Consider the following 24,395-nt stretch of genomic DNA (forward strand, 5'->3'; position numbering starts at 1 on the left):
GGTTCGAGTCCCGGCACTTTATTGAAAAAAACACGGCACCGGAACGGTGCCGTGCTTTTACTTTTTCTGGAGCGGGCAACGGGACTCGAACCCGCGAGTGTCAGCTTGGGAAGCTGATGCCTTACCACTTGGCGATGCCCGCTTGTGTGTTGGCTAGTATAACGCGGTTGTCTTGTTCGATACAAGGGTGGTGATGCTTGTTTTAGCTGTGGAGATTCGTTTGAAAATCGCGTCAATTGTGGAGATGAGGACCTTTGTCTTTCTTTTCTTACCATCTTCTACCTGTACTTTTATCTGATTATTGTATTTGAGCTCGATTTGTCAGAAATCAGGCAAGCTTTTGGTCAGCTTCTGGTACTTACCCGCATGAACCATGGCGGTAGCCTCATCCCAAGCGCCGCGGCCTCCCCGTGCGGCGCACGAGGGATAAGGAGCAGCCATGTCCAACGCACCCACGCACTCTGTCCACAGCGCAATCGCAACAGGTCCGCTGCTCCTGCTCCTCTTCCTGCTTTTCGGCTGCCTGGCACCGGGAGCCGCATTTGCCGTCGATGGCTACGACCAGCTCGGCTTCCGCACCATTAGCGATGATTGTGGACCCTTCTTCATCGGCAAATATGAAGCTCAGGACGCCTCGATTGCCTACTGCATGAACCAGGAACGCCCCGGGCCCACCAAGCCGGGCGGCCCATGGCTCAACTTTGATCAAGGCTGGGTGTGGCTCGACGACGAGTTCGCGGCAATCGTTTGTCACGGATATCCTACCGCCACGTCGTTTGGCGGTTACCATCTTTCACCCGATCGCGCCCGCGCCGCCACCCAGCTTGCCGTATGGATGCTCAACGGCACTACCCATGTCGACGGCACCTACTCCTACACGACCGCTCAGGGCAAAACCAAGAGTGGGCACTTTACCGCCGACGATGAAGTCGTGGCGGCTGCGCGATGGCTCCACGACAACGCAAAATCAGGAAGCATCAAAGCCGCTCCGCACCGCGCGCGGCGCTATTTAGGGGCCGTATCGGGCGGCAACAAACGTCAAGACATGCTCTATGTACTGCCGGCAGTCTCTGTTTCCTTCCAAAAGCAGTCTGCGAACACCGCTATTACCAGCGGAAACAATACCTATCAGTTTAGTGGGGCGACGTTCAATATCTTTGAGGGCGCCAGCGACGCACATGTCGGCACCGTCAAGATGGACGGCAACGGTCGAGCACAGGCAACACTTCTGCCCAATACGGCATACTACCTAGTTGAAACGAAGGCGCCGGCCGGCTATGTCCCCCGTCGTGATCGCATCGCCTTTACCACGGGGAATGACGGTGGACAGGTCGCCATTGATGAACAGCCCGGCACCATCAACCTGTGTATCGTAAAACTCGATGCCGCGACGAATGCCGGCTCCCAGGTGGGATCTTCACTCGCAGGAGCAGAGTTCACGTGTGTGTCGCAATCAACCCCTGGATGGGCGCAAATCCTCACGACCGACGAAAGCGGTCGAGCCACCCTCACCGATGTCCCCCTAGGAACCTTTACCATCTATGAATCAAAAGCCCCCGAGGGCTACCTGCCATCCAACGATAGCTGGTCCTATACCGTTAGAGCCGACCAGCTCGGTGATTCAGGCGTGGTCGAGATCGAATCGCGCGTTTCCGATATCCCCATTGCGTTTGACCTTGAAATTTCCAAATTCAAGGACTACGGCAATAGCGACCAATCCGGCCTGGAGCAGCCGGCGGGAGGTGTTGTCTTTGAGGTTGTGAGCAACAGCTCTCAGCAGGTTGTAGGCACACTGACCACAAACATCTATGGCTTTGCCTCCACCAAAGATCAGCCCGAAGCATGGTTTGGCGCAGGCAAGCGACCCGCCGGTGTCCACGGAGCCATCCCATACGACCGCGCCGGCTACACCGTTCGTGAGGTTCCGGAAACCGTCCCAGAGGGTTTTAAACGTGCAGGGGAATGGACCGTCGAGGCCAACCAGATTTCCGACGGCGCCGAGCTTCAATATATCGTGGACAACCACGCTCTGTCGACGCATCTCCAGATTGTAAAACGCGATGCCCAAACAGGCGTTTCTGTTCCCCTAGCCGGATTCACCTTCCAACTCCTCGACAGCAATCACAAACCTGTCTCACAAACTTGCTGGCATCCAGCACATAACGTAATGGACACCTTTACGACTGACGCGACCGGGACCGTCACACTGCCCGAATCGCTCGTGCCGGGCACCTATTATGTACGCGAAACCTCGGCCAAAGAGCCCTATCTTGTCGGCAAAGAGATCGAGGTAAACATACCCGCCGACATGAACCTAACGCCCGTTGCAATCGCCTCGTATTATGACCACGCCGCGACCGGAAACATCAGGATCGTTAAAACCGATGTCGTAGACGGCAGCAGCCTCGCGGGCGCCATCTTTGAGATCCGTGCCTCGGGTGATATCGTACGCCCCGACGGTAGCATTGCCGCGCTCGACGGTGAGACTGTCGCTACCGTCACAACGGATGAAACTGGAGAAGCACGCGCGGACGACCTCCCGCTGGGATCTGGCGCCGCACGCTACGAGGTTGTCGAGACTCAAGCGCCGGCAGGCTTCTTACTCGACCGGACGCCCCATATCGTAGACCTCGCTTATGCCGACCAGAAAACACCCGTTGTAGAAGCACGGCTTAACGTATCCGACGATTACACCAAGGTTGATATCTCCAAGGTCGATGCAAGCGGAGAGCAGGAAGTGAAAGGCGCACAACTAACCTTATATGGTCCCGATAAAACCGAAATAGACTCCTGGACCTCATCCGACAAGCCGCACCGCGTCGAACATCTTACACCCGGCACCTACTCGTTGCGCGAAATGATGTCTCCGCGGACCTATGACCTTGCCGAGGAGATAACGTTTGAAATAAAGGATACGGGAGAAGTCCAATCCGTCGCGATGAAGGATGCGCCCATCGAGATCAAAGGACAGGTCGACAAGCGTCAGGAGCTTGTCCAACCTATCGGGAAGGGTCTGCTGGCCAACGGCGATGGTAAAAATCGCACCGCAACGCAAACCAATACGGACGGCCTTTTCTCCTATACCATCGACGCTCGAAACGATTCAGCTACCTGGGTTGATGAGTTCACAATTACCGATGATCTTGAGTGTGCCGAGGACGATACGGCGAGATTCGTCTCAATCGAAACCCCCGTCGCCATCGGCGACCTCAACGGTCTGTGCAACGTGTGGTATCGCACGACGCCGTTGGACTCGACAGACGTCGATGAGCCGGCAAACGCGACACTTGACGATGGGCACGAAAATCCTTGGCTTGAGTCCGACGAAGTAAAAGAGAGTCTGGGTGAAGATTGCCGCCTCGTCGATTACGACGGCTGGCACCTCTGGAAGGCGGATGTCTCGACCACGGAATCCGCCACACTCGAGGCGAAAGAACTCGACCTTGCATCCAATACCGTCGTAACGGGCATTCGCATTGAATACGGTGCGGTAGCCGCCGACTTTACGACTCGAAGCGATGCAGATTCTTGGACCTGTGATGATCTCAAAGATGAGCACGACGACCTTGACGATGCCAAAGCAATCCTTGGCACAGGCGCTCGGGGCGCAGTCGTGCACATGCAGGCAACGTCGACTTATACGCCCCAAACCGCACTTACCAACAGCGCGCGCGTCGATCTTTGCCGCAACGGCGGCGGCGATAAACTTGAGTCACATGACGAGGACCGTGTCATTCAACGCTGTACCCTACCGCAGGACCTACCGGCAACAGGATCAGTTCCCATCACCGCTTGCATCACCGCGCTCCTGACCTCGGGTGCCGCAGCCCTATGGTTCGCTCGCCTTAGGTCGATCCCAAAGAAGCGCTAGCGCGATGAAAAAGCGGGCGAGCCAGTTCCCCGGCTCGCCCGCTTTCAATCATTTAAATCGCCGTATCTACTCTGCAGAAGAAGATCCACCATCAACGATTGCTTGCTCGGACTCAGGAATCCCATCGGCACCCGTGCTCTGTTCTTGCTCCACCTCTTCGCTGATTGCGGAGGCGGGGGTCGAGCCCTTCGCACCCACGATGTAGGCAGCCCCAAATCCTAACGCAATGGCGATCAAGGCCAAAATCACGTAGACAGGCCAATGGCGCTTAATATACGAAAACACGTTGACTCCTTAGAGCTCCGTCTACGAACGGCGGATAACCTCGGTCACGACCTCGGATACCGTGGCAATGTTCGTCGGGTTGACATTGTGGGGCAGGTCGTCCTCGGTACGAGCGCAAGCCAGGCGCGTGCCGTCCACGCCGGCGATGGTGAGGGCTCGGCGGCTCGCCTCGAGCGCGGCATAGGCATCGGTCTTGGCATAGGGCATCTCGAGCGCGCCACAATCGACATGGAACGACTTGCACACCTTGCTGACCAGGTTCATGATGCGGCGATCGCCCTTGAGCAGCTGCTGTTCGCCCTCAACCGTCACCACCGAAAGCCTACCGGCGCCGACGGATTCAAGATTGATGAAGAATACGCCGCGGAGCTTATCGCGATGCGAAGCCAAAAAGGCCTTCATACCGGCGCCATCACAGTCCGAGGCGCCCGTTGCCACAAACCAGATATCGTGACCGAGCAGCTCATCATCGCCCATAGAGGCGACAGCCGAGAGCATATCTTCGGAAGAAGCGCCGTCGGAAGACGTAGCGCCGCCCTTCCAGCCATCGTTATCGTCCTCGAAATTATCCCACGAACCGATGCCGCGACCGGACTTCTTGGCATCGTAATCGTCTTCGACGCCCAGCCAATCACTCATGCTGTCCTGTTCGTTTTTCTTTTTACGACCGAACAGGCCGCCCAGGCCGCGCTTGCGAGACTTGGGTGCCGCCGGGGCGGGAGCCGAAATGGTCTCGATCGGCTGAGCGCCCGACGCAACGGGCATAGGAGGCGCAACGGGTGCCGATGTGGGTTCGGGACCCTGAGCGGCAGCAAAGGGGTCGTTGACCTGTGCGGAGGGGTCGGGAAGGTCGAACAGCGACGTGCGAGACGCAACGTTTGCCTGCTTCATCGACGGCAGCGACGGATCGGGGACCGAAGCCAGCGGAGACGAGGAAGGTGCAGGCGACGGAGCCGACGCCGGATCGGGAACATTTATCTGCGGACGCGGCGATGCCTGGGAGGAAATCTGGGCCATAAGGGAATCGACCGTTTCGTCCTGGGTGGGAGCAACATCGGCAACCGTGGCACCGGAACCACTCGGGGCCGGCATGGTGAAAATCTGCGTGGAGTAAGGCCTCGACTCATCTGTCTCGGGAGCCTCGGAAACCGCAGGCACTTCCTCCTGCTCGTCCTCGGCGGCATCTTGGATTTCGGCAGCATCAATAGGCTCGTCATCGTCTGCCGTGTCGCCCTGCTCATCGGAAACAGGAAGGGGCTCGGCAATCGCGGTGCCTTGCTTTTCAAACGTTATCGTGGAATCGAACTGCGCGGCATCAAACGACATGGTGCTATCGACGTGCTGCTGAGCCTCGAAAGACGTCGTCGCCTCAACAACATCCGCGGACGCCGGTTGCTGGGACTCAAAGGACGTCGCAGCTTCGGCAGCGTCGACGGGCACGGACTGCATAGCCTCGTTCTGCTCGAACTCTTGCGCCGCGAGCTCACGTGCCGCCTCAGCTGCCTGCTGCTGAGCGATAGCTTCCTGCTCGGCAGCCTCGCGTGCAGCAGCGCGCTTCTCCTCGAAATCGTCGACAAATTTCTTGCCCTTTGCAAGCGCGCCCTTAAAGAAGTTGGAAGCGCTGGCGCCAATCGAAGAGAACGCGGATGCAATATCGGCATGGGGCGTTGCCGCGGGAATCTCGGCCGAGAAATCAGTATCGCTCTCGTAAGACACGCGCCTCGGCTGTTCAACGTAATCGTCGTCAGACTCATCCGCAACGTCTTGCGCCGGCGCGGCGGGAGCCAAAATGTCCAGTCCTGCCGCGGGATCGATCGCGGACACCGCCTCGGACTCGGCAACGGCAGCGGTAACCGCGGCAGACTCATCATCCACGGTCACGACGGGGGCAGACTCGGGCTCAAACGTCGGCTCCTCGCCCTCCTCGTAATCGAGCGTGCAGGACTCGGGAAGCATTCCGAGCGCACGGATGGCATCCGAACCAAAGCGGATGTTGCCGGCGGCATTGCGATAGAGCTTGGGCTCGGGCTCGGCCGCGACAGGCTCCTCCGCCGGCTCGGCAGCGGGAACCTCGTCATTGAACTCTTCGGCCTGGACAGCCTGATTCTGATCCTCGGGCACAATGGCGCCAATCAGCGTCTCGTCGGCAGACGCACCCTCAAAGCCCTCGATCTGCTCGTCGAAAGCCTCGCCCTGTTCGGGCTCGGTTTGAGCGTCGGGAGCAATCGGCTGACCGAACTCGTCCTCGGCGTAGGTAGGCTCTTCATACTCGATGGTGTTGCCGTAGTCGTTTTGCTGCTGGGCCGCGGCATACTCCGCCGCTGCGCGCGCCATTTCCTCGGCACGACGCTTCTGCTCCCCAAAATAGGTATCGAACGGAACATCGTCGGGAAACTCGTTTTCGCCCTGGAAGGGAGCAACGTTGTCCATGACGCCGAGCATAGCGGCGACAGAAGACTTGTTGCACACCGCGCCGGACGTATAGGGAAGAATGTGGCGGTTAGAGATGATGTTTGCCGCGTTGACAAGTGCAACGAGGGAAGCGAGGATCGCGACAATCCACAGCAGAACCTTGAGCGCGCCGGGGAGCGGCAGGATACGCAGGATGGCAACGGCAGCAGGGGCAACCGTGGCAACGGGCAACAGCTTGGCGATGAGTGCACGATACGAAGCATAGGGCTCGCGGGCGAGCAGCTCAGCACGGGGAGAGTCGTAGTGTGCGACAACGACCACCGGGCGGTTGCGCGGAGACGCGAGCGGGCCCGAGGCCTTGTGGTAGGCGATGACATTTTGGCTCACGCCCGTCTTGCCCAGGCGCGAAACCACGGGGTGGCCCGTGCGCTCGAGCACGTAAAGAACGGCGCCGATGATGGCCAGCAAGGTGCCGACCAAGCCGATACCGCCGCCGATGCCCATCAGCAGGGCACCGGCAAACGCAAGAATACCGGTAACGGCAAATGCCAACCTACTGGGCGCCGGGGCATTGAACTCCTGAACCTCGGGATCAAAGCCGTGGTTGCGGAAGATTTGAGCGATATCCTCGGCAGCCAAGCGCTCTTCTTCGCTGCATGCCGGCGTAATGCCGGTGTTCTGCAGCAGGTGGTTAATATAGTTCTGGGTGTTCGCCATGTGCGCTCCACATCCATAATCCGACAAATAGGCCCAATGCATGCACATTAGAACCGTATATAGTCGAAAGTATACCCCGAGCGAGCGCAAACGACCGAATTCGGGCCATCTTAACGCCCCGAGCGGACAAGGATATAGCCTAATCTCCATATCGGACTAAAATCATGGCAGCAAACTACCTTCTCATGCGAGGACTCTATGACGGCAAGCGACGCGACCGCGACAATTAAAAAGGGAAATTCGGAGCCCAGTTTCGATAAAACGGCTCAGCGCATCCTCAATCTTTTCTTTGTGCTCAACAGCTCCCCCGAACCGCTGACGACCGAGCAGATCGTCTTGGATTCTGACCTGGGATATGGCTCGGGCAATATCGACTCGGATAAGCGCAAGTTTCGGCGCGATCGTGACAAACTGCTCGAACGCGGCATCTTAATCAAGGAGGTTCGCCCCGCCGGCGCGCAGGAGACCGAGGAAAGCTCATGGACAATCGACCGCGAGCACACGTTTGCGGCAGGCGGCCTCATCACCGCAGACGACGCCGATATCCTGCTCAACGCTATCGACCAGACAATAGCGGCCGGCTCATCCACTTTTGCCGCGCCGCTTGCCGATATTCGTTCCAAGATTGCCTACCTCACCGGCAGGACGACGGCGGACGAAGCACCGATCCGCCGCTCTCCCACCGTCGATGCGGTATGGAGCGCCTTTGCCGAGCGATGCGCGCTGCGATTTTTATATCAGAACGGACGCGGTGAGCAGAAAGAGCGTACCGTCTGCGTCTACGGCATGTTCGAGCGCGAGGGCGTTGCGTACTTCTGCGGCCTCGACAATGCCACCGACGACATCAGGACATTCCGCTGCGACCGTATCGTTCGCGCTTGGCGTCCTTCGAAGGCCTACGCCATCCCCGCAGACTTCAATCTCAACGACTACCTGTTCTTTGAATTCGATTTTGCCGACCGCCCGCCCGTTGCGGCTACGTTCTCGTTCGCCCCGCAGACGCAGATCGATATGATCAACGGCCTCACGCGCGGGCGAGGTGAGCTCGCACACACCGATTCGGGATGGACTTGGACCGTTGACGTGCGCGATCTTGAAGCCGCCGCCTCATTTTGCATGGCCCACGCCATGGACGGCATGAGGCCCATGGCCCCCAAATCGCTCAAGCAGGCGTGGAACCACCTCATTGAAAGGACGGTGCACGAGCATGCCCGTGCGTAAACTCACCAGCGAGCAGAGGCTCTCGCGCGCCATCGACATCATGGAGGCCCTCTACGCCGCCGGCGAGAGCGGCATGACACGAACCGAGATTTGCAGTCGCTTTGACATCACGGGGGCGTCGCTCGACGAGATTCTCGAGATCGTCTCGACGCTCGCGGACCGAGAATCGGGTGCGCGTATCATCTGCGAATGCCACGGCGAGCGCGTGGTCCTCACCGGTGACGCCGGGCGTGTACTACCGCTGCGCCTGAGTGCCGCCGAGGGCGCTGTGCTCAACCACGAACTTGAATCGTTGGGGATCGAGCCCCAGGCGGCGGCTCGAATTCGACATGCTCTTCTACCCGAAGAGCTCGGCTATAACCAGCACGTCTTTGACACCGTCAACCACGGGTCGCACTGGCAGCAGCTGAGCTGCGCCATTCAGGACGGCGTTCGCTGTCGCATCTCGTATCGCTCGATGGACGATGCGCGGCCACGCGAGCGTCTGGTCGACCCCTTGCGCATTACAGCAAACGGCGACCAAACATATCTGATTGCCTGGGACATCGCGGTCGATGAGCAGCGCACCTATCGCATGGATAAAATCGAGGGACTCGCCTTGACGGAAGACTCCGTCGTGCCTCACACACCGGGCGTCGCATCCCTCCACGATTCCCTTGCCCGGACGCAGCGTAGCGCAAAGCTCTTGATGCCATTCGATATGGCGGAGCATCTGGACTGGGCCGGCATCACCCTCATCGAGCACAGCGGGGCAGACATGGCAACGGTAACCGTGCATTACGGCTCCGAGCGTTGGCTACTGAGCCAGATAATCGCAGCGGGCGGAGCCATCCGCATCTTGGATGACCCCGCCCTGTCAAAGCGCCTGTGCGATATGGCAAAAACCCTCGTCTGTCCGCTTTAGCGCCGCCGCTCGTGGCGTGCGCGCCACAGTTGCAGATAGTGCCCGATCTGCGCCGATTCGATGCGCTGGTAGGAGCTCGTGGGCAGCGACGTTAAGAACTTCTTTCCGTAGCCCTTCGTCACCAGGCGCGGGTCGGCCAGAATCAGCACGCCGCAATCGGTCGACGAGCGGATAAGGCGGCCGGCCGCCTGCTTGACCTCGAGTACCGCCTCGGGCAGCGAATAGCGCACCCAAGCGCGGTCTTCGCGCAGGTTGCGCTCGCACGAGAGCGGATCCGTGGGACTCGAGAACGGCAGCTTGGGAATGATGACGCAGCGCAGCGTCTCGCCGCTGGCGTCAAACCCCTCCCAGAAAGCCTTAAGCGCAAAAAGCGACGAGGTCGGCTCGCTGATAAACCGGTCGCGCAGGCGACGAGGAGATGAGTTGCGCTGCTGGCAGTTGAGCTCCAGACCCGCACGGGCCATCTTGGGCTCAACGCGAGCGTACAGGTCTTCCATGTCGCGCCGATTGGTGAACAGCGTGAGCACCGATCCGCCCATGGCAAGATGGGCGTCGACCAGCACGCGCTCGAGCGCCGTAAGATAGCTCTCACGATCGCGTGGATCGGGGATATCGCCCGCAACGACTACAGCCATGTTCGAATCGAAGTCGTAGCTCGAGTCCAAGTGTAACGATGAGGATGTTGAAGCACCGATGCGATCAAGGCCGACCGCATGGTTAAAGTGCTCAAAGCTTTTGGACACCGTCATGGTCGCCGAGGCAAAGATAGCCGTGTGAACCTCGGGTAGCCACTCGGTTGCCAAAGCCTCGCCAATGTCGATGCGCTCTGCGGTCATCGACTCTCCGCCGGCACGAAGTCTGCGATTGACCTGCAGCGAATACACGTAGTGTTCATCGGTGCCATCAATGATGAGTTTGAGGTTCTCGGCCAGCTCGTGCAGGCGGCGCGAGATATCACCCAGGTCGACAACAACCTCGGGCTTGTCGGCGGCGACGGCCTGCACCAGCGCGTCGACGCTCTTGTCAGCTTGTTCCAATGCGGCGATGGCAGTGTAGGCCGACTGTAAGAAATCATGCCAGTCGTCAGATTCGCGCAGCTCGGGGCCAATCCACAGATTGGCATTGTCATAGCCCCCACGGGCACGGCGGCCGAGCTCGCGTACTCCATCGAACACGTCGGCGATCGCCATGCTCGCGCGGGCAACCGTCGACGTCGCCTTGGCAGTAAGGCCCAGATAGAGCGTAGAGCCCTCGGAGGTTGCCAAATCACGGGAAACCTGGCTTAGTGCGCCGGTGCTCGAGCCACCCAGGCGCTCGAACAGGACGCGTGATTCGTCCGCCGACACCACGCGCGCCCACTGACGGCGCGCCTCGCGCTCGATGGAATGGGCCTCGTCGATTACCCAATGACGAATCGGAGGCAAAATCCTGCCCTCGGCCGCGACGTTACGGAACAGCAGGGAATGGTTGGTGACCACCACATCGGCATGCGCCGCACGACGGCGAGCACCGTGGACCAAACATTTATCAGGGAAAAACGGGCAGAGGCGACGAGCACACTCGCGCGAGGCCGTCGTAAAGTCGGGACGGTTGACGCTGCGCCACCGAATGCCGAGCGAGTCGAGGTCGCCATCGGCTGATTGGCAGACGTACGCCATAATGACCGCGACCGCCGTGAGCGTGTCCGCCGGATCGCGCTTGGTGGTGATCTCGACCTGGCCGCGGCTCATGCGCTCGAGCTTGCGCAGGCACGGATAGTGGTCATACCCCTTGAGAGCGCAAAATGACAGACCACCGTTCAGTTGCTCGGCAAGTTTTGGCAGCTCATGGTACATGAGCTGGTCGGCAAGATTGTTCGATTTGGTCGCAATACCAACCGTGATGTTGTTACGGCGTGCTGCCTCGGCAAAAGGCACCAGATAGGCCATCGATTTGCCGACGCCTGTGCCCGCCTCAATTACACGATGAGTGCCCGTGACCAGCGCATCGCGGACCTCGAGCGCCATCGCGATCTGCTCATCACGCGGCTCGTAGGTGGGATACATGCGATTGACCAGGCCACCTGGCGCATAGTCCGCCTCAATCTCCTCACGACTCGGCATCTTGAGGACCGGCAGTTCGTCGGCGTCCACCCGATCGTCGGCGCGATCGGCCTTGAGAACGTCAGCACGAGCGGCGCTGAGGGAGAAGATAGAACCAGGGTTCTGCCCTGCCAAGAACGAGAAGATAGGGCGATAGGACCAAGGCACGTCTGGATGCATGTCGGCTAGGCGCGCCATGAGGCCCTGGGGCAAGTCGGTGAGCGCCACGAGCAACACGCGCCATACGCCACACAGGGCGTCGACGTCGGCATTGGCACGGTGTGACACCGAGTCACAGCCAAACAGATCGGCCATAAAAGACAGCTTGTGCGAGGCCAGGCGCGGAAGCGCGATGCGCGACAGCGCCAGCGAATCGATCCAAATATCGCTCACGTTGACGCCGCCTTTGACCGACTCGATAAACGAGCGGTCGAACGTGGCGTTGTGTGCGATCACCGGGCAGCCACCGACAAAATCGGCGAGAGCGGCGACGGCCTCAACCGCCGACGGGGCATCTGCCACATCGGCATTTGTAATGCTCGTGAGCTCGGTAATCTCGGCGGGAATCAGCTGTTTGGGATGCACGAAGGTATCGAAGCGGTCGATGACCTCGCGGCCCGAAAGACGGGCCGCCGAGATCTCGATCAGCTCGTTGTCCTGCACCGAAAGACCCGTGGTCTCGGTATCGAGGACAATCACATCTTCCTCGATAAGGCCGAAGGACTGCGTTTTGGCGCGGTCGGCAAGCGTGGCATAGGAGTCGATGACAAACTGCGGCGTTCCTGACGAAACCGCGTCCTCGATTAGCATGCAATGCCCGCTCGACGAAGGCCCATACGGATCAGGCTGTCACAGACCTGCGGGAACGTCATGTCGTCGGTATGGCGGATCTCATCCGGATACAGCGACGTATCGGTCATGCCGGGAATGGTATTGGTCTCGAGGATAACGGGGCCGTCCTCGCTCACAATAAAGTCGCTGCGCGAGACACCCAGGCAACCGAGGGCCTTGTGAGCGGCACAGGCAAGTTCCTGAGCGCGAGCGTAATTCTCGGGTGAAATCTGCGCCGGAATGCGATGGATATCCGTAGGGTCGACATACTTCACGTCCAGATCGTAGAACTCGCAGTCCTCGGGCTTACGAATCTCGACAATCGGCAGGGCGCGTACGTCATCTTCGCCGTATACGCCGACGGTGATCTCGGTACCCTCGATGCACTTCTCGACCAGCACTTTGTCGCCGTACTCAAACGCCTTGGCGATTGCCGCGGGCAGCTCGGAGGGCTCATGGACCAGGGAAATGCCATAGCTGGAACCGTTGACGGCCGGCTTCACAAAGCAGCGCTCGCCACAAACCTCGACGATATGATCGATATCGACTTCATCGCCCACCTCGAGCGCAAGGCCGGGGGCAATGGGAATGCCCGCCTTGGCGTATAGGAGCTTAGAGACCTCCTTGTCGGCACCGCAGGCGCTGGCAAGTACGCCTGAGGCCGTGTAGGGGATACCCAGGGTCTCCATGGCACCCTGCATGGCGCCATCCTCACCGCCGGCGCCGTGCATGGCGATAAATGCCACATCGAATCCGCCGGTCGCCATGGTTACCATAAAGTCATCAGCAGCCGTGTCAAGCAGCTCCACCGAGGTGTAGCCGGCTTCCTTCAGTGCCACCACAACGTTCTTTCCCGAATCGAGCGAGATCTCGCGCTCGGCGGAATGACCGCCCGCCAAGACCGCTACGTGCATGTTCTCTAGGCTTTTACCCGGCATGGGCAGACTCCTCCTCTATAATTTCTGCAGCTGATACCATATTGTAGCGATACCCTCTACGTTTCCCCAAAATCGAAAGGCTTCCATGAATCCCAGGACTAAATCTCAGGACATTCGCGACTTGAGCCAAAACGATATTCGCGAGCTCGTGGCCGAACTTGGCCAGCCCGCCTTCCGCGCGAAGCAGCTCATCGAATGGGTCTTTGAGAAGAACGTTTGTTCGTTTGACGATATGACCAACCTTCCCAAGGCTTTCCGTGAGCAGCTTAAAGAGGCTTTTGCCTTTGATACGCCGACTGAACTCACCAAGCAGGTTTCCAAAGATGGCTCGCGCAAGTATCTGCTCGAGTACCACGATGGCATTTCCGTCGAGACTGTCGGCATGCCCCGTCGTAACAAACTTTCCGTCTGCGTTTCCACCCAGGCAGGCTGCGGCATGGGCTGCGCCTTTTGCGCTACCGGTCTCAACGGCCTCAAGCGCTCTCTGACCGCTCAAGAGATCGTCGACCAGGTGCTTCATGTATCCAACGACTTTGGCGAGCGTGCCACAAGCGTTGTCTTCATGGGCCAGGGCGAGCCGTTTGCCAACTACGACGAGGTTCTCAAGGCATTGCGTATCCTCAACGACCCCGATGGTATCGGTATCGGCGCTCGTCACCTCACCGTCTCTACCAGCGGCGTTATTCCCGGTATTCGCAAATTTGCCGACATCCCCGAGCAGTTCACGCTTGCCGTTTCCCTGCATTCCGCCATCCAGTCGACGCGCAATAAGCTCATGCCCGGTGTTAAGAAGTACACGCTGCTTCGCCTTCACGAAGCGCTTCAGCTCTACACCGAGAAGACTGGCCGCCGCCCGACCTATGAGTATGCCATGATCGAAGGCGTCAACGATACGAATCCCGAGATGCAGGCACTCTGCGACTTCTGCGAGGGAACGCTGTGCCACGTTAACCTGATTCAACTTAACGACATCGAGGGCAGCCCGCTCAAGCCGTCGCCGATTCATAAGGTTGAGGATCTTCAGCGTCGTCTTGAGTCCCGTGGCATCGAGACCACGATTCGTAACTCCCGTGGTAACGATATTGACGCCGCTTGCGGACAGCTGAAACAGCGTTTCAAAGTTCAGAAGAACGCATAGGGGAGTCGCACTCCAAAACGTTTCATGTGAAACATCGAACGGCCCCTGTTGCAGGATATGCAACAGGGGCCGTTTCATTTATTGACCTCAATTTTGGACCGCTGCTAGCTTTCCCATTTTTTACGGACAAAATAAGGGGCCCTTGTCTCATGAATCAGACAAGGGCCCTCAAAATATGCAGGGTAATTGTTAGGTACCTAATAGCCTACGTTTTCCCATTGGTTGCTAACCCAACCTTGATTAATCTTAGGATTTTTCGTTACCTGAGCAGTGCGCATGGCAACATCTTCAGTCATAACATCCATTTTCTTCTTGGAAGTATCGACAATATCCTGCGCGCCACGAAGCAAACGACCTCGAAGTTCATCGTCTGTCGCGATCTTATAGCCAGCAAAGGCACCAGCCGCGACAGTCGTCGCCAATGCAATCGCAGTAAAAATCTTATTCCTCATCTTGGCCTCCTTGATCAAACTGAATCATTTCACCAAGAATACGAGAGAGCTCTTCCTCGTCTTTAAACTCAATCTCAATCTTATTCTTTCCACGCGAGCTCTTCACACGCACGTTGGTATTAAATACCTGACGAAGTACACGCGCAGCCTTTTTAAAAGACTGAGGCGTTGCAGGCCGCGGCGTCTTAGGTGTCTCTCCGGCAGAAAACAATGGAGCAAGATTTTCTGTCGCTCTTACGGAAAGGCCCTCCGCAACAACCTTCTCTGCAAGTCGAATTCGAGCATCCTCATAGGGAACTGCAAGAATCGCACGTGCGTGACCAGCAGTAAGTTTACCCTCAAAAATCATCTGCTGAACTACTTCGGGGAGATCGAGAAGGCGCAGCGAGTTTGTAATTGCAGAGCGTGACTTGCTTACGGCCTTCGACAACGCCTCCTGGGTCATACCGCTAGCATCGATGAGCTGGCGATAGCCCTTAGCCTCTTCGACGGGATTCAGATCAGAACGCTGAAGATTTTCGATAAGAGCAAGAGCCAGCATCTCTTCATCATTAACATCTTTAATGATGACAGGCAGTTCCTCAAGACCAGCAAGCTTTGACGCCTGGTAACGACGCTCACCAGCGATGATCTCATAACCATTTCCATGCTTGCGAACCAAGAGCGGCTGCAAAACGCCATGTTCTTGGATTGACTCGCTCAACTCGCGAAGTTCAGTTTCATTAAAGTGAATTCGCGGTTGATTAGGGTTGGGAACGATATCCTCAATAGGTAGTTTTGTTTCAGATACGGCATTTGAAGCAGATGCAGCAGAACCACCGGTCTCATACTCAGCCTCTGAGACCAAAGCATTGAGCCCGCGTCCCAATCCACCACGTTTCTTTGCACTAGGCACGCTTGATCACCTCTTTTGCAAGGTTCATATACGCTTTTGCACCCTTATTTTGAGGTGCATAGGTAATTACCGGTTCTCCAAAAGACGGAGCTTCAGAGATTTTAACCGTACGGGGAATCAGCGTCTTAAACGCCTTATCACCAAAGTACGATTGAACTTCCTCAACAACCTGATTCGATAAAGAAGTACGTGAGTCATACATGGTCATAAGCACGCCATAGGTGTCCAAGCCCTTGTTCAGACGCGATTTGACCATCTTCATTGACTCAAGCAGCTTCGTAACGCCCTCAAGCGCGTAATACTCACACTGGATTGGAATCAAAACGCTGTCTGCTGCGGTCAAGGCATTGATAGTAAGCAGGCCGAGCGAAGGAGGACAGTCAATGAAAATAAAATCGAACTCGTCCTGAATCGGCTCAAGCAAATCTTTGAGGCGGGTTTCACGAGCAATTGCGCTTACGAGCTCAATTTCGGCACCTGCTAGCTGAATCGTAGCTGGAATTACGAATACCTTTTTGCAATTTGTATCAAGAACAAGCGATTCTGCCGGCACATCATTCAACAATGCATCATAGATGCAGCGATCAAGGTCTTCTTTTTCAATTCCAAATCCACTGGTGCTGTTTCCCTGCGGATCAAAATCGACAATCAGTGTCTTACGACCCTGCTCACCCAGTGCTGCTGCAAGGTTCACAGCCGTCGTTGACTTACCGACGCCGCCTTTTTGATTGATGATTGCAATGATACGCGTGTCTTTTGCGCTCTTAGAACGCTTAACGTCGCGAAATCCCACGGTCCCTCCTGGTGTGTATTAAAGCTGTCAAACGGAGGATGTTTCACGTGAAACATTCCGATTCGATATCAACCGCCATGTTTCACGTGAAACACTGCAAGTTGTTAGTATCCATTATGTTTCACGTGAAACATCTAGGCAAGCGGATTCTTCTTTGCCATGCCATTTGCACGAGGCAATGAAACGGATGCCGGATGACTCTTTTTAAGAACAATGAACTCCCTGTGGCCCAAGCCCTCAGGCAAATCGATTGCGTCATTCAGAAGCAAAGTGAAGCCGCAAATCTTAGCTGCTGACATGCCGGAAGCAAGCTCCTCATCCGAAGGATTACCCTTGGTGATAACAAATAGCCCTCCGTCTTTGAGGAACGGAGCAGCATACTCAACAAGAATCGGTAGAGGGGCAAGTGCGCGGGCGGTTACGACAGAAAACTGCTTCTTATGGCTTCGAGCATATTCTTCAAGGCGATCATGAACCGCATGAGCATGTTTCAATCCAAGAACATCAACAAAAGAATTGACAGCATCAACCTTCTTACCAACAGAGTCAATATAAGTAGCTTTACGATGCGTGGTTATGGTTAACGGAATACCAGGGAAGCCCGCACCTGTTCCCATATCGAGCAAAGCTCCCTCAGGAGCCTTATTGATATAGGGGAGCAAAACAAGTGAGTCGAGGATATGAAGTACCGCAGCATCTTCTATGTTAAGAATACGGGTGAGATTGGTTGTCTTATTTGTTTCCAGAACCAAATCCAAATGTTGAATACATTTCCTCAGCTCAGTATCAGTTACGCTCAAGGAATACTCTTTGCAATAGGAAGTTAGACGACTCAACATCTCGTCAGCCTGCTGATCAGTAAGTACTAACAACGAAAGCTCCTTTCTGACAAAAATCAGTGTATCGAGAACTTTTGACAAAAAAAGGGGACGTGGAAACCACGTCCCCTTAGCATAAGCTCGAGTAGATTATCGAGCAACAATCACCACATGGCGATCGGGGTCAGAACCCTCAGAATGAGTATCGACGGCGTCATTGCCACGAAGTGCAATGTGAACCAGTCGGCGCTCGTAGGCATTCATGGGCGGAAGCGAAACACTCTTATGAGTGCGGATGGCACGCTCGGCAGCAGACTGAGCCATGGAGGCAACCTTGTCCTGACGGCGGCTCTTGTATCCCTCGACGTCCACTACAACCGGATACCTAAAGCCGAGCTTGCGGCTCACCAGCAATGAGAACATAACCTGAAGGGCATCAAGGGTGCGACCATGACGGCCAATGAGAACAGCAAGGTCGGGAGCCGTTACATCCAGAATCAGCTCACCCTCGTCGCCCTCATACTCATCGATAGGAGAGTTGGCGGCATCGAAGTGCGAAAGGATGGAACGCAGGATGGAAATCGCGACATCGGCAATGGTGTCGAGCTCCTCGTCGGTCAGCTCTTCACCAGCCTTGTAGCGCTGTGCAATCTCGGGATAATCGCCCGCGACCTGCGGGGCAACCTCCTCAAGCATATCCTCGATGATCTCTTCAGACATAACGTACTCCAAAAGTTAGGTACCTAAATAAGATTGATATCCCACTACTTCTTCTTGTGCGGGCGCGGCTTCTTCTCGCGACGAGTGACCTCAACCTGCAGCGGCGCGTTCTTAAGGCGCTCCTCCTCATCGGCCTTCGCCTTGTCGATGACCTTCTGCGTCACAAAAATCTGCTGGATAACCTGCCAAGCAGACGAGACGTCGTAGTACAGCAGAACACCAACGGGAAGGCTCCAGCCCATCCAAAGCATCATGACCGTCATGACAACGGCCATCATACGCATGCTCTGAGCCTGCTGGCCGGTCTGGTTGCGCGACATATAGAGCTGCGGAATCAGGGTCAGGACAGCGAACAGGATCAGGCAGACCAGCGCAGGCAGCGCGACCATAAAGCCATCGGCAAAGGAGGCACTCGGCGTGGTGGTCAGGTCGGGCAGAATATTAAAGAACGAGAACGTGCCGTCGTTAAAGTAGTCCGGCAGGTTACGCAGCAGCGTAAATAGGGCGAACAGGACAGGCATCTGAATCAACAGCGGCAGACAACCAGCCATCGGGTTGAACTTGTTCTCGCTGTAGAACTTCTGCATTTCCTCGGCCTGACGCTGGGGATCGTCGGCATAGCGCTCCTGGATCTCGAGCATCTTGGGCTGCAGCACCTGCATGCGTGCCGTCGACTTAGTCGACTTGAGCATAAGCGGCGTCAGCAGCAGACGGATGATGACCACCAGGATGATAATGGACAGGCCCCAGTCGACCGCAAAGGTCTGGATGAGCTTGAGCAGCTCGAAAAGGATGTTAACGATCCAATCCCACATGTAAGTTTTCCTCCGATAGCGAGTGCCCGCTAGGGCACAGGGTCATAACCGCCGACGTGCAGGGGATTGCAGCGAGCAATGCGCCTCACGGCAAGCCAGCAGCCTCTCAAAACACCGTACTTCTCAATCGCCTGGACGGCGTATTGCGAGCACGTTGGGTAATAAATGCAGGCGTCAGGCAATAAGGGCGAAATAACCTGTTGATATATGCGAATAGGAGCGATGGCAACACGTCGCAAAACGTGATTGCTCATCGCTCCTCCCCGGCAACGCCGGCGCGTTTCATAAGCGAACGCAATGCATTGTCCATCTCCTGCGGCGAGGAAACCCTCGTCTTGGGAGTTGCGAACAAGATGATGTCATAACCCGCAACGGGAAATCCACAGCTGCGGGCGGCCTCGCGCATCACACGCTTAGAACGGTTGCGCACGACAGCACAACCGAGCCGTTTAGCACCAACGAAGGCGACCCTTCCGGAGTCGCCTTCGCCAACCGATTCACATATGGTCATTCGAATCAGAGGGTGATTGAAACGACGCCCCTGACTGAACACATGCTCGAAATCTTGCCGAGACTTAATAGTCTTCATGCGAGATGTGTGTATCGCTGCTAGACAGTGAGACGCTTGCGGCCCTTGGCGCGACGACGGGCGAGCACGGCACGACCACCCTTGGTGGCCATACGGGCACGGAAGCCATGGGTCTTGGCACGCTTACGCTTATTAGGCTGATACGTACGCTTCATCTTAAGTTCCTCCTGCTGCATTTCGAGTGTCCGCGGGGGCGCGGACGCAGATATAGACACGTGAGCTTGAAGATTGTAGGGAAATCAATGTTCAAATGTCAAGAAATCAAAGGTAAAAGGTTGCGCAGTTCACACGGTTCCCCCATAAGCCGAGCTCGATTTAGCGGTGCATGGCAACTTTTCACGATATTTCATCGAGTTTTCAACAGGTCATGTTGGCAATGTTGAGAACTTTTCGTCCGTTTTCCAAAGTTTTCAACAGGTTTTGAAAAGTTGTCGAAAGATGAGAAACATTGCACGGTGAGCTACTATTTGTTCGAAACCTTTTGAAAGATTGCGAGCGGCATGTCTGACGACTTTTACACCATGGTCGATTCCGGAGACCCGGCACCCGACAACGAGCACATCACCGGCGTGCGCGAAGAGCGTAAGGAAGGCGAGCAGACGACCACGCAGGCGCCAAAAGCCATGTACGCCGCGCGCATCGCCGTCTATGACGACATGCTGTCGACACCGCGTGTGATCGTCATTGATCCGCAAGATGTCCGCACGTATTTGGAAGAGACGACCAACACCGTCTACCAGTGTATGAAAGAGCAAGGTGGCCACATCTCGCTCATGGTCATCCGCGAGATTGTCGAAAACTTTATCCACGCACACTTTGCCGAGCCCATCATCTCGATTCTGGACGGCGGAGACACCATCCGCTTTGCTGATCAAGGACCCGGCATCGACGACAAGGAGCGCGCTTTCGACTTTGGCGTTACCAGCGCAAACAGCAAGATGAAGCGCTATATCCGTGGAACCGGAGCAGGGTTTCCCATGGTGCAGGAGTATTTGGAAAACGCCGGCGGGGCCGTGTCCATCGAGGACAACATGGGCAACGGCACCGTGGTTACGGTAAGCCTGGACCCTAAACGCGTGCAGGAAATCGAACGCGCCGGCGGGCGCGGTGCTGCCGTGCGGCCCGAGACGGAGCAGCCCGCATATCCCCTGCCGGGAGCTTTTGCGCAGCAGCCCATGGCAACGCAACAGATGCAGCCCCGCGTGGGACAGATGCAGCAGCCCGGAATGCTTCCTACACAAGAGCCCCAGGCGGCGTCGATGTCGATGCCGCCAAACGTGCCAGAGGCCATGCCGCTGGCGGATCAGGATACAGCAGCAATGCAGCAGGCGACGGGGGCACCGGGTGGCCAGCAAATGGGCTATCAGCCGTACCAACAGGGATATCCATATCAGCAGATGCCGCCACTGGGATATGGCCAGCAGTTCCCGCAGCAGTACCAGCAGATGACGCAGCAGCAGTACAACCCCTGGGCCCAGCAGATGCCTCCGCAGCCTTACCACCAGTGGCCTCAAAGTTTTCAACAGCAAATGCCGCCGATGCAGAGTTCTCAACAACCAGCAGCTCAAATGATGTATCCTAATGCAGCAAATCAGTATGCGCAGCCACAACCGGACGTGTTCGTAAGCGATCGCGGCAACGCCGCGCTGGGCTATCTGGCGCAAAATCAAGCGTGCGGTGCTACCGATCTGGCGAGGGCGTTTGGAAACTCGGCCCCCACTTGGTCACGCACGCTCAATGACTTGGCGCAGGCCGGCTTGGTCATCAAGCATGGCCAGAAATACCATCTGACTGAACTCGGCGCCGCTCGCGTGCGAGCTCAGAGCTAAAGAACGGGAGAGACAGTGGACGAGGAAGCAAGCATCATCCTGGGGGATGCCATCGCCTTTTGCCAGCGCGACGGCCGAGATGCACGCCTCATCAACATGCTGGGGCAATCGCGCGCCATAAGCCTGACCGAAGATACGCTCACGATCGAGGCCCCCTCGCGCTTTGCCATCGCGCAGCTCAAAAAGCATCAGCCGACCATTGAGGCCTATCTGGAAGAAATCGCCTTTGCACCGATCGCGCTCGACATCGTGGCACCGCAAGGCGCCGCGACGGAATCCGCTGCCGCGACGGCGCCTGCCACGGCTCCCGCTGCTTCCCCGGCGGTGCCGGCCTCCGCAGGCGACGTGCCGACAATCGAGCACCAGCACAGCGATGTTTCCCGTGAAACCATGGCACCGTTGCCGACCGCGGCGGCGACGTCAACGAACACACCCGTCACGCACATGCCCATCGCTCACGACGCAACGACGGGCGCGGATTCGGGCATTGCAATCAAGAACACGCTCTCGGCCGATGATTTTCGCCGCATGATGAACCAGATGAAGGGCGGAGCGCCAACTAAATCCACGCAAGCTGCGACCCCCGCTTCACCCATGCCAGCACCGACCGCGCCGGCCGAACAGAATACGGATGGAGCCCCGCTCGCCGCGAACTCAAAATTTACCTTTGAGAACTTTGTCTACGGCCCCGAGAACAGCCATGCCTATCGCTCGGCACTCAAGTTTGCCGCCCTCGCGGACGAGCGGGGCACGTGCACATCACTGTTCATCTACGGCAAATCGGGCCTGGGCAAGACGCACCTGCTGCTTGCCATCAAAAACGAGCTCGCCGAAAAGTCGCCCGAGATCAAGGTCAAGTATGCCAACTCCCAGGCATATCTGGACGACCTGATGACCGAGTTCGACCGCCAAAAGAAGAGCAACGCCCCCATCATGCAGGCGTACCACGGCGTGGACGTGCTCATCATCGACGACATCCAAAACATCATCGGCAAGCGCGCGAGCGTGGACTACTTTTTCCAGCTCATGGACGAGTTCATCCGCAACAACAAGAAGGTCGTCATCGCGGCAGACCGCGCCCCCAAGGACCTGAGCATGGACGAGCGTCTGACCAGCCGCTTCAACGCCGGCATGCTCTGCCTGGTCGCAGAGCCCAGCTACGAGATGAAATACAAGATCTTGCAGCGCTATTACGAGAACACCATCGTCGCCGCTCCCGAGGCAGGCGACGACTCGCTGCTGGCGGCCTATGGGGGCGACGGCGGGCACCTAACCGACGAGCACTTTAAACACATGGCCGAGGTCTCGGGCACCAACATCCGCGAACTCGAGAGCTTTTGCGAGCGCTGCGCCGGCGAGGCGGGCGACCGCGAGCGCGAGGGCGGGGAGCTCACCTTTGACGATATCGACGCCATCGCCAGCCAGTACTTTGACACATCGGCCAAAAAGATCAACGTCCAGACGGTTCAGTCCGTCATCGAAGAGCAGTACGGCGTGACGCACGAGGAGCTCATCGGCCCGCGTCGCAACGCCAATATCGCCAAAGCACGCCATATCGCTATCTACCTGGCCATCGAGATGTGCGAGATGACGACCACGGCGGTGGGCGCCGAATTTGGCAACCGCAACCACTCGACCGTCAGCACGAGTTACAAAAAGGTCCAGAAGATGATCCAGGAAGACCGGACTGTTACCGAAGACCTCAAGTCGCTGCGCGATAAAATTACACTGCGCTCGTAGGTAAATGGACACAGCTGTTGAAAACTTGTCGAAACCACGGGCATAAGGTGTCTAAAACCCAACCCGCGGTGATGAAAAGTTTTGCGCAGGTTTTGAACGTGGAAAACCACCCCTGTTGCACACAGGTTGCTGTCGATTCTCTTTCTGGGTCTGACCTGCGTCTTTGGGAGTAATCAACAGTTTCGTCAGTGCTATTACTATTATTAAGATATTTATATCTATAGAAAGGTATTAAAAGATGAAGTTCACCGTCAGCCAGAGCTCGCTTACACAAGCCATCGGCGTCGTTATGAAGGGTGTCGCTTCGGCATCCACCCTCCCCATCCTGTCGGGCGTGCTCGTTAAGGCCCAAGACGGCATCTTGGAATTCCAGACCTCTAACTACACCATCTCGATCCGTCATCGCATCGCGGCGCATGTCGAAGAAGAGGGCGAGATGGTTATCCCCTGTAAGATGCTCTCCAATATCACCAAGACCCTCCCCGATGCCCCGGTCACCTTTGAGCTGTCCGAGCGCCAGGTGCTGATTGGTTGCGAGAAGAGCTCTTTTAGGCTGAACACGCTCGATGCCAATGACTTCCCCGAGTTTCCGGCCTATGCCATCGAGAGTGCCGTGGAGCTGCCGACCGATGTCTTGTCCGAAATGGTCGGCCGCGTGTGGCGCGTCACCTCGACCGACAAGGCTCGCCCCATCCTGGGCGGCGTGCACATGAAGGTCGAGAACAACACCGTACGCCTGGTGGCGACCGATTCCTTCCGCTTGGCCGTGTGCGATACGCAGGTCGAGACCTCGACCCTCGAGGGCTCCTTTGAGCTCAACGTTCCGGCTGACGCCTTTAACGACGCGCTGAGCATCATGGCCAGCCAAGCGACCATCATGATCGGGGCTACCGACACCCAGGTCGTCTTCGAGGCCGGCAACACCACCTACGTGTCGCGTCGCATCGAGGGCGTGTACCCCAACTACAAGCAGCTCATCCCCGATTCGTGCGTGACGAGCGTCAAGATCGATGTCGCCGCCTTTAACGCCGCCCTCAAGCGCGTGGCCGTTATCGCGAGCGCCAACCCCGCCGTCAAGTTCGAGATCGATGTCGAGAACGGGCAGATGGGCCTGTCCTCCATTTCCAATGACCAGGACCTTGCGCAGGAGACGATCGATGTCGAGGCTGAGGGCGAGTCGGGTACCATCGCCTTCAACTACCACTACATCTTCGGCTGCCTCAATGCCCTGTCCAAGGAGAGGGAGATCACGCTGGAGCTCAAGAGCTACTCGCAGGCGGGCATCTTCAAGTCCTACGACAAGATCAACTACCTGTACCTGGTCATGCCGGTCCGCATCTAGCGCT

20 protein-coding genes and 1 tRNA gene are annotated in these 24,395 nt (G+C 57.1%); 7 read left to right on the plus strand and 14 right to left on the minus strand.

All coding sequences use genetic code 11. The features are described from left to right. Positions 1–67: 67 nt before the first annotated feature. Positions 68–142: transfer RNA gene (locus DXB86_RS00810), tRNA-Gly, on the minus strand. Between the two features lie 297 nt (positions 143–439). On the opposite strand from DXB86_RS00810, the gene DXB86_RS00815 reads away from it, so the two are divergent. Next, positions 440–3,871 (plus strand): SpaA isopeptide-forming pilin-related protein, encoded by a 3,432-nt coding sequence (locus DXB86_RS00815; protein ID WP_117735825.1) that lies wholly within the window; start codon positions 440–442, stop codon positions 3,869–3,871. A 66-nt stretch (positions 3,872–3,937) separates the two neighbouring features. Here DXB86_RS00815 and DXB86_RS00820 read toward each other — a convergent pair whose 3' ends face one another. Both DXB86_RS00820 and DXB86_RS00825 read right to left on the minus strand, forming a co-directional pair. After that, positions 3,938–4,156 (minus strand): hypothetical protein, encoded by a 219-nt coding sequence (locus tag DXB86_RS00820; RefSeq protein WP_117735826.1) that lies wholly within the window; start codon positions 4,154–4,156, stop codon positions 3,938–3,940. Positions 4,157–4,177: 21 nt separating this feature from the next. Next, positions 4,178–7,285: a hypothetical protein gene (locus tag DXB86_RS00825; protein ID WP_117735827.1), complete on the minus strand. Its 3,108-nt coding sequence runs from the start codon at positions 7,283–7,285 to the stop codon at positions 4,178–4,180. 198 nt (positions 7,286–7,483) lie between these two features. Between DXB86_RS00825 and DXB86_RS00830 the strand changes: the two genes are divergently transcribed. Together DXB86_RS00830 and DXB86_RS00835 are read left to right on the plus strand one after the other, a co-directional pair. Next, positions 7,484–8,506, plus strand: coding sequence for a YafY family protein (locus tag DXB86_RS00830; RefSeq protein ID WP_117647825.1), 1,023 nt, complete (start codon positions 7,484–7,486; stop codon positions 8,504–8,506). Further along, positions 8,493–9,410, plus strand: coding sequence for a YafY family protein (locus DXB86_RS00835; protein WP_117735828.1), 918 nt, complete (start codon positions 8,493–8,495; stop codon positions 9,408–9,410). Before DXB86_RS00830 ends, DXB86_RS00835 begins: the two co-directional genes overlap by 14 nt. On the opposite strand, the gene DXB86_RS00840 is transcribed toward DXB86_RS00835, so the two are convergent. Together DXB86_RS00840 and DXB86_RS00845 are read right to left on the minus strand one after the other, a co-directional pair. Beyond that, on the minus strand, positions 9,407–12,301 hold the full coding sequence (locus tag DXB86_RS00840; RefSeq protein ID WP_117735829.1) for a helicase C-terminal domain-containing protein: 2,895 nt from the start codon (positions 12,299–12,301) through the stop codon (positions 9,407–9,409). The genes DXB86_RS00835 and DXB86_RS00840 overlap by 4 nt on opposite strands. Beyond that, entirely contained in the window at positions 12,295–13,260 is a 966-nt protein-coding gene (locus tag DXB86_RS00845; RefSeq protein ID WP_117634729.1) for a D-alanine--D-alanine ligase, read from the minus strand. The genes DXB86_RS00840 and DXB86_RS00845 overlap by 7 nt, the downstream gene beginning before the upstream one ends. 85 nt (positions 13,261–13,345) lie before the next feature. Between DXB86_RS00845 and rlmN the strand changes: the two genes are divergently transcribed. Further along, positions 13,346–14,398: a 23S rRNA (adenine(2503)-C(2))-methyltransferase RlmN gene (gene rlmN, locus DXB86_RS00850; RefSeq protein WP_055251319.1), complete on the plus strand. Its 1,053-nt coding sequence runs from the start codon at positions 13,346–13,348 to the stop codon at positions 14,396–14,398. Positions 14,399–14,595: 197 nt separating this feature from the next. Here the strand turns inward: rlmN and DXB86_RS00855 are convergent, their stop codons facing one another. From DXB86_RS00855 to rpmH, 9 genes are all read right to left on the minus strand, one after another. Further along, positions 14,596–14,850 carry a hypothetical protein gene (locus tag DXB86_RS00855; RefSeq protein ID WP_099432405.1) on the minus strand — a complete coding sequence of 85 codons (255 nt, stop codon included), beginning with the start codon at positions 14,848–14,850 and terminating at the stop codon, positions 14,596–14,598. Then, the gene (locus tag DXB86_RS00860; protein WP_199410954.1) at positions 14,840–15,745 is read right to left on the minus strand and encodes a ParB/RepB/Spo0J family partition protein; all 906 of its coding nucleotides are present in this window, start codon (positions 15,743–15,745) and stop codon (positions 14,840–14,842) included. Before DXB86_RS00860 ends, DXB86_RS00855 begins: the two co-directional genes overlap by 11 nt. Next, positions 15,738–16,538 carry a ParA family protein gene (locus tag DXB86_RS00865; protein ID WP_117584022.1) on the minus strand — a complete coding sequence of 267 codons (801 nt, stop codon included), beginning with the start codon at positions 16,536–16,538 and terminating at the stop codon, positions 15,738–15,740. The genes DXB86_RS00860 and DXB86_RS00865 overlap by 8 nt, the downstream gene beginning before the upstream one ends. Positions 16,539–16,672: 134 nt before the next feature. Continuing rightward, complete coding sequence (gene rsmG, locus DXB86_RS00870) at positions 16,673–17,338, minus strand: 16S rRNA (guanine(527)-N(7))-methyltransferase RsmG (protein ID WP_233502312.1); 666 nt, start codon at positions 17,336–17,338, stop codon at positions 16,673–16,675. A gap of 168 nt (positions 17,339–17,506) precedes the next feature. Beyond that, on the minus strand, positions 17,507–18,076 hold the full coding sequence (locus tag DXB86_RS00875) for a R3H domain-containing nucleic acid-binding protein (RefSeq protein ID WP_022093802.1): 570 nt from the start codon (positions 18,074–18,076) through the stop codon (positions 17,507–17,509). Positions 18,077–18,120: 44 nt separating this feature from the next. After that, complete coding sequence (locus DXB86_RS00880) at positions 18,121–18,891, minus strand: YidC/Oxa1 family membrane protein insertase (RefSeq protein WP_055251326.1); 771 nt, start codon at positions 18,889–18,891, stop codon at positions 18,121–18,123. 29 nt (positions 18,892–18,920) lie between these two features. After that, positions 18,921–19,145 (minus strand): membrane protein insertion efficiency factor YidD, encoded by a 225-nt coding sequence (gene yidD / locus DXB86_RS00885; protein ID WP_022093804.1) that lies wholly within the window; start codon positions 19,143–19,145, stop codon positions 18,921–18,923. Then, the gene (gene rnpA / locus DXB86_RS00890; protein ID WP_082435526.1) at positions 19,142–19,480 is read right to left on the minus strand and encodes a ribonuclease P protein component; all 339 of its coding nucleotides are present in this window, start codon (positions 19,478–19,480) and stop codon (positions 19,142–19,144) included. Before rnpA ends, yidD begins: the two co-directional genes overlap by 4 nt. A gap of 20 nt (positions 19,481–19,500) precedes the next feature. Next, complete coding sequence (gene rpmH, locus DXB86_RS00895; protein ID WP_019127408.1) at positions 19,501–19,635, minus strand: 50S ribosomal protein L34; 135 nt, start codon at positions 19,633–19,635, stop codon at positions 19,501–19,503. A gap of 345 nt (positions 19,636–19,980) precedes the next feature. Between rpmH and DXB86_RS00900 the strand changes: the two genes are divergently transcribed. The 3 genes from DXB86_RS00900 to dnaN all read left to right on the plus strand — a co-directional run bounded on the left by DXB86_RS00900 (position 19,981) and on the right by dnaN (position 24,391). After that, positions 19,981–21,309 (plus strand): ATP-binding protein, encoded by a 1,329-nt coding sequence (locus tag DXB86_RS00900; RefSeq protein ID WP_117735830.1) that lies wholly within the window; start codon positions 19,981–19,983, stop codon positions 21,307–21,309. 15 nt (positions 21,310–21,324) lie between these two features. Then, positions 21,325–23,049 (plus strand): DnaA ATPase domain-containing protein, encoded by a 1,725-nt coding sequence (locus DXB86_RS00905; protein WP_117735831.1) that lies wholly within the window; start codon positions 21,325–21,327, stop codon positions 23,047–23,049. A 238-nt stretch (positions 23,050–23,287) separates the two neighbouring features. Then, positions 23,288–24,391: a DNA polymerase III subunit beta gene (gene dnaN, locus DXB86_RS00910; protein WP_117735832.1), complete on the plus strand. Its 1,104-nt coding sequence runs from the start codon at positions 23,288–23,290 to the stop codon at positions 24,389–24,391. Positions 24,392–24,395 lie beyond the last annotated feature (4 nt).

The sequence above is a fragment of the Collinsella sp. OM06-18AC genome (assembly GCF_003438785.1).
In the GTDB taxonomy this organism is placed as follows: domain Bacteria; phylum Actinomycetota; class Coriobacteriia; order Coriobacteriales; family Coriobacteriaceae; genus Collinsella.

Excerpts from the sequence above, each read along its gene's own strand:
- DXB86_RS00900 (WP_117735830.1), top strand. The coding sequence starts at position 19,981 with ATGTCTGACGACTTTTACACCATGGTCGATTCCGGAGACCCGGCACCC.
- DXB86_RS00825 (WP_117735827.1), bottom strand. The coding sequence starts at position 7,285 with ATGGCGAACACCCAGAACTATATTAACCACCTGCTGCAGAACACCGGC.
- rlmN (WP_055251319.1), top strand. The coding sequence starts at position 13,346 with ATGAATCCCAGGACTAAATCTCAGGACATTCGCGACTTGAGCCAAAAC.
- DXB86_RS00840 (WP_117735829.1), bottom strand. The coding sequence starts at position 12,301 with ATGCTAATCGAGGACGCGGTTTCGTCAGGAACGCCGCAGTTTGTCATC.
- dnaN (WP_117735832.1), top strand. The coding sequence starts at position 23,288 with ATGAAGTTCACCGTCAGCCAGAGCTCGCTTACACAAGCCATCGGCGTC.
- rnpA (WP_082435526.1), bottom strand. The coding sequence starts at position 19,480 with ATGAAGACTATTAAGTCTCGGCAAGATTTCGAGCATGTGTTCAGTCAG.
- DXB86_RS00830 (WP_117647825.1), top strand. The coding sequence starts at position 7,484 with ATGACGGCAAGCGACGCGACCGCGACAATTAAAAAGGGAAATTCGGAG.
- DXB86_RS00815 (WP_117735825.1), top strand. The coding sequence starts at position 440 with ATGTCCAACGCACCCACGCACTCTGTCCACAGCGCAATCGCAACAGGT.
- DXB86_RS00845 (WP_117634729.1), bottom strand. The coding sequence starts at position 13,260 with ATGCCGGGTAAAAGCCTAGAGAACATGCACGTAGCGGTCTTGGCGGGC.
- rpmH (WP_019127408.1), bottom strand. The coding sequence starts at position 19,635 with ATGAAGCGTACGTATCAGCCTAATAAGCGTAAGCGTGCCAAGACCCAT.
- DXB86_RS00880 (WP_055251326.1), bottom strand. The coding sequence starts at position 18,891 with ATGTGGGATTGGATCGTTAACATCCTTTTCGAGCTGCTCAAGCTCATC.
- DXB86_RS00875 (WP_022093802.1), bottom strand. The coding sequence starts at position 18,076 with ATGTCTGAAGAGATCATCGAGGATATGCTTGAGGAGGTTGCCCCGCAG.
- DXB86_RS00835 (WP_117735828.1), top strand. The coding sequence starts at position 8,493 with ATGCCCGTGCGTAAACTCACCAGCGAGCAGAGGCTCTCGCGCGCCATC.
- yidD (WP_022093804.1), bottom strand. The coding sequence starts at position 19,145 with ATGAGCAATCACGTTTTGCGACGTGTTGCCATCGCTCCTATTCGCATA.
- DXB86_RS00855 (WP_099432405.1), bottom strand. The coding sequence starts at position 14,850 with ATGAGGAATAAGATTTTTACTGCGATTGCATTGGCGACGACTGTCGCG.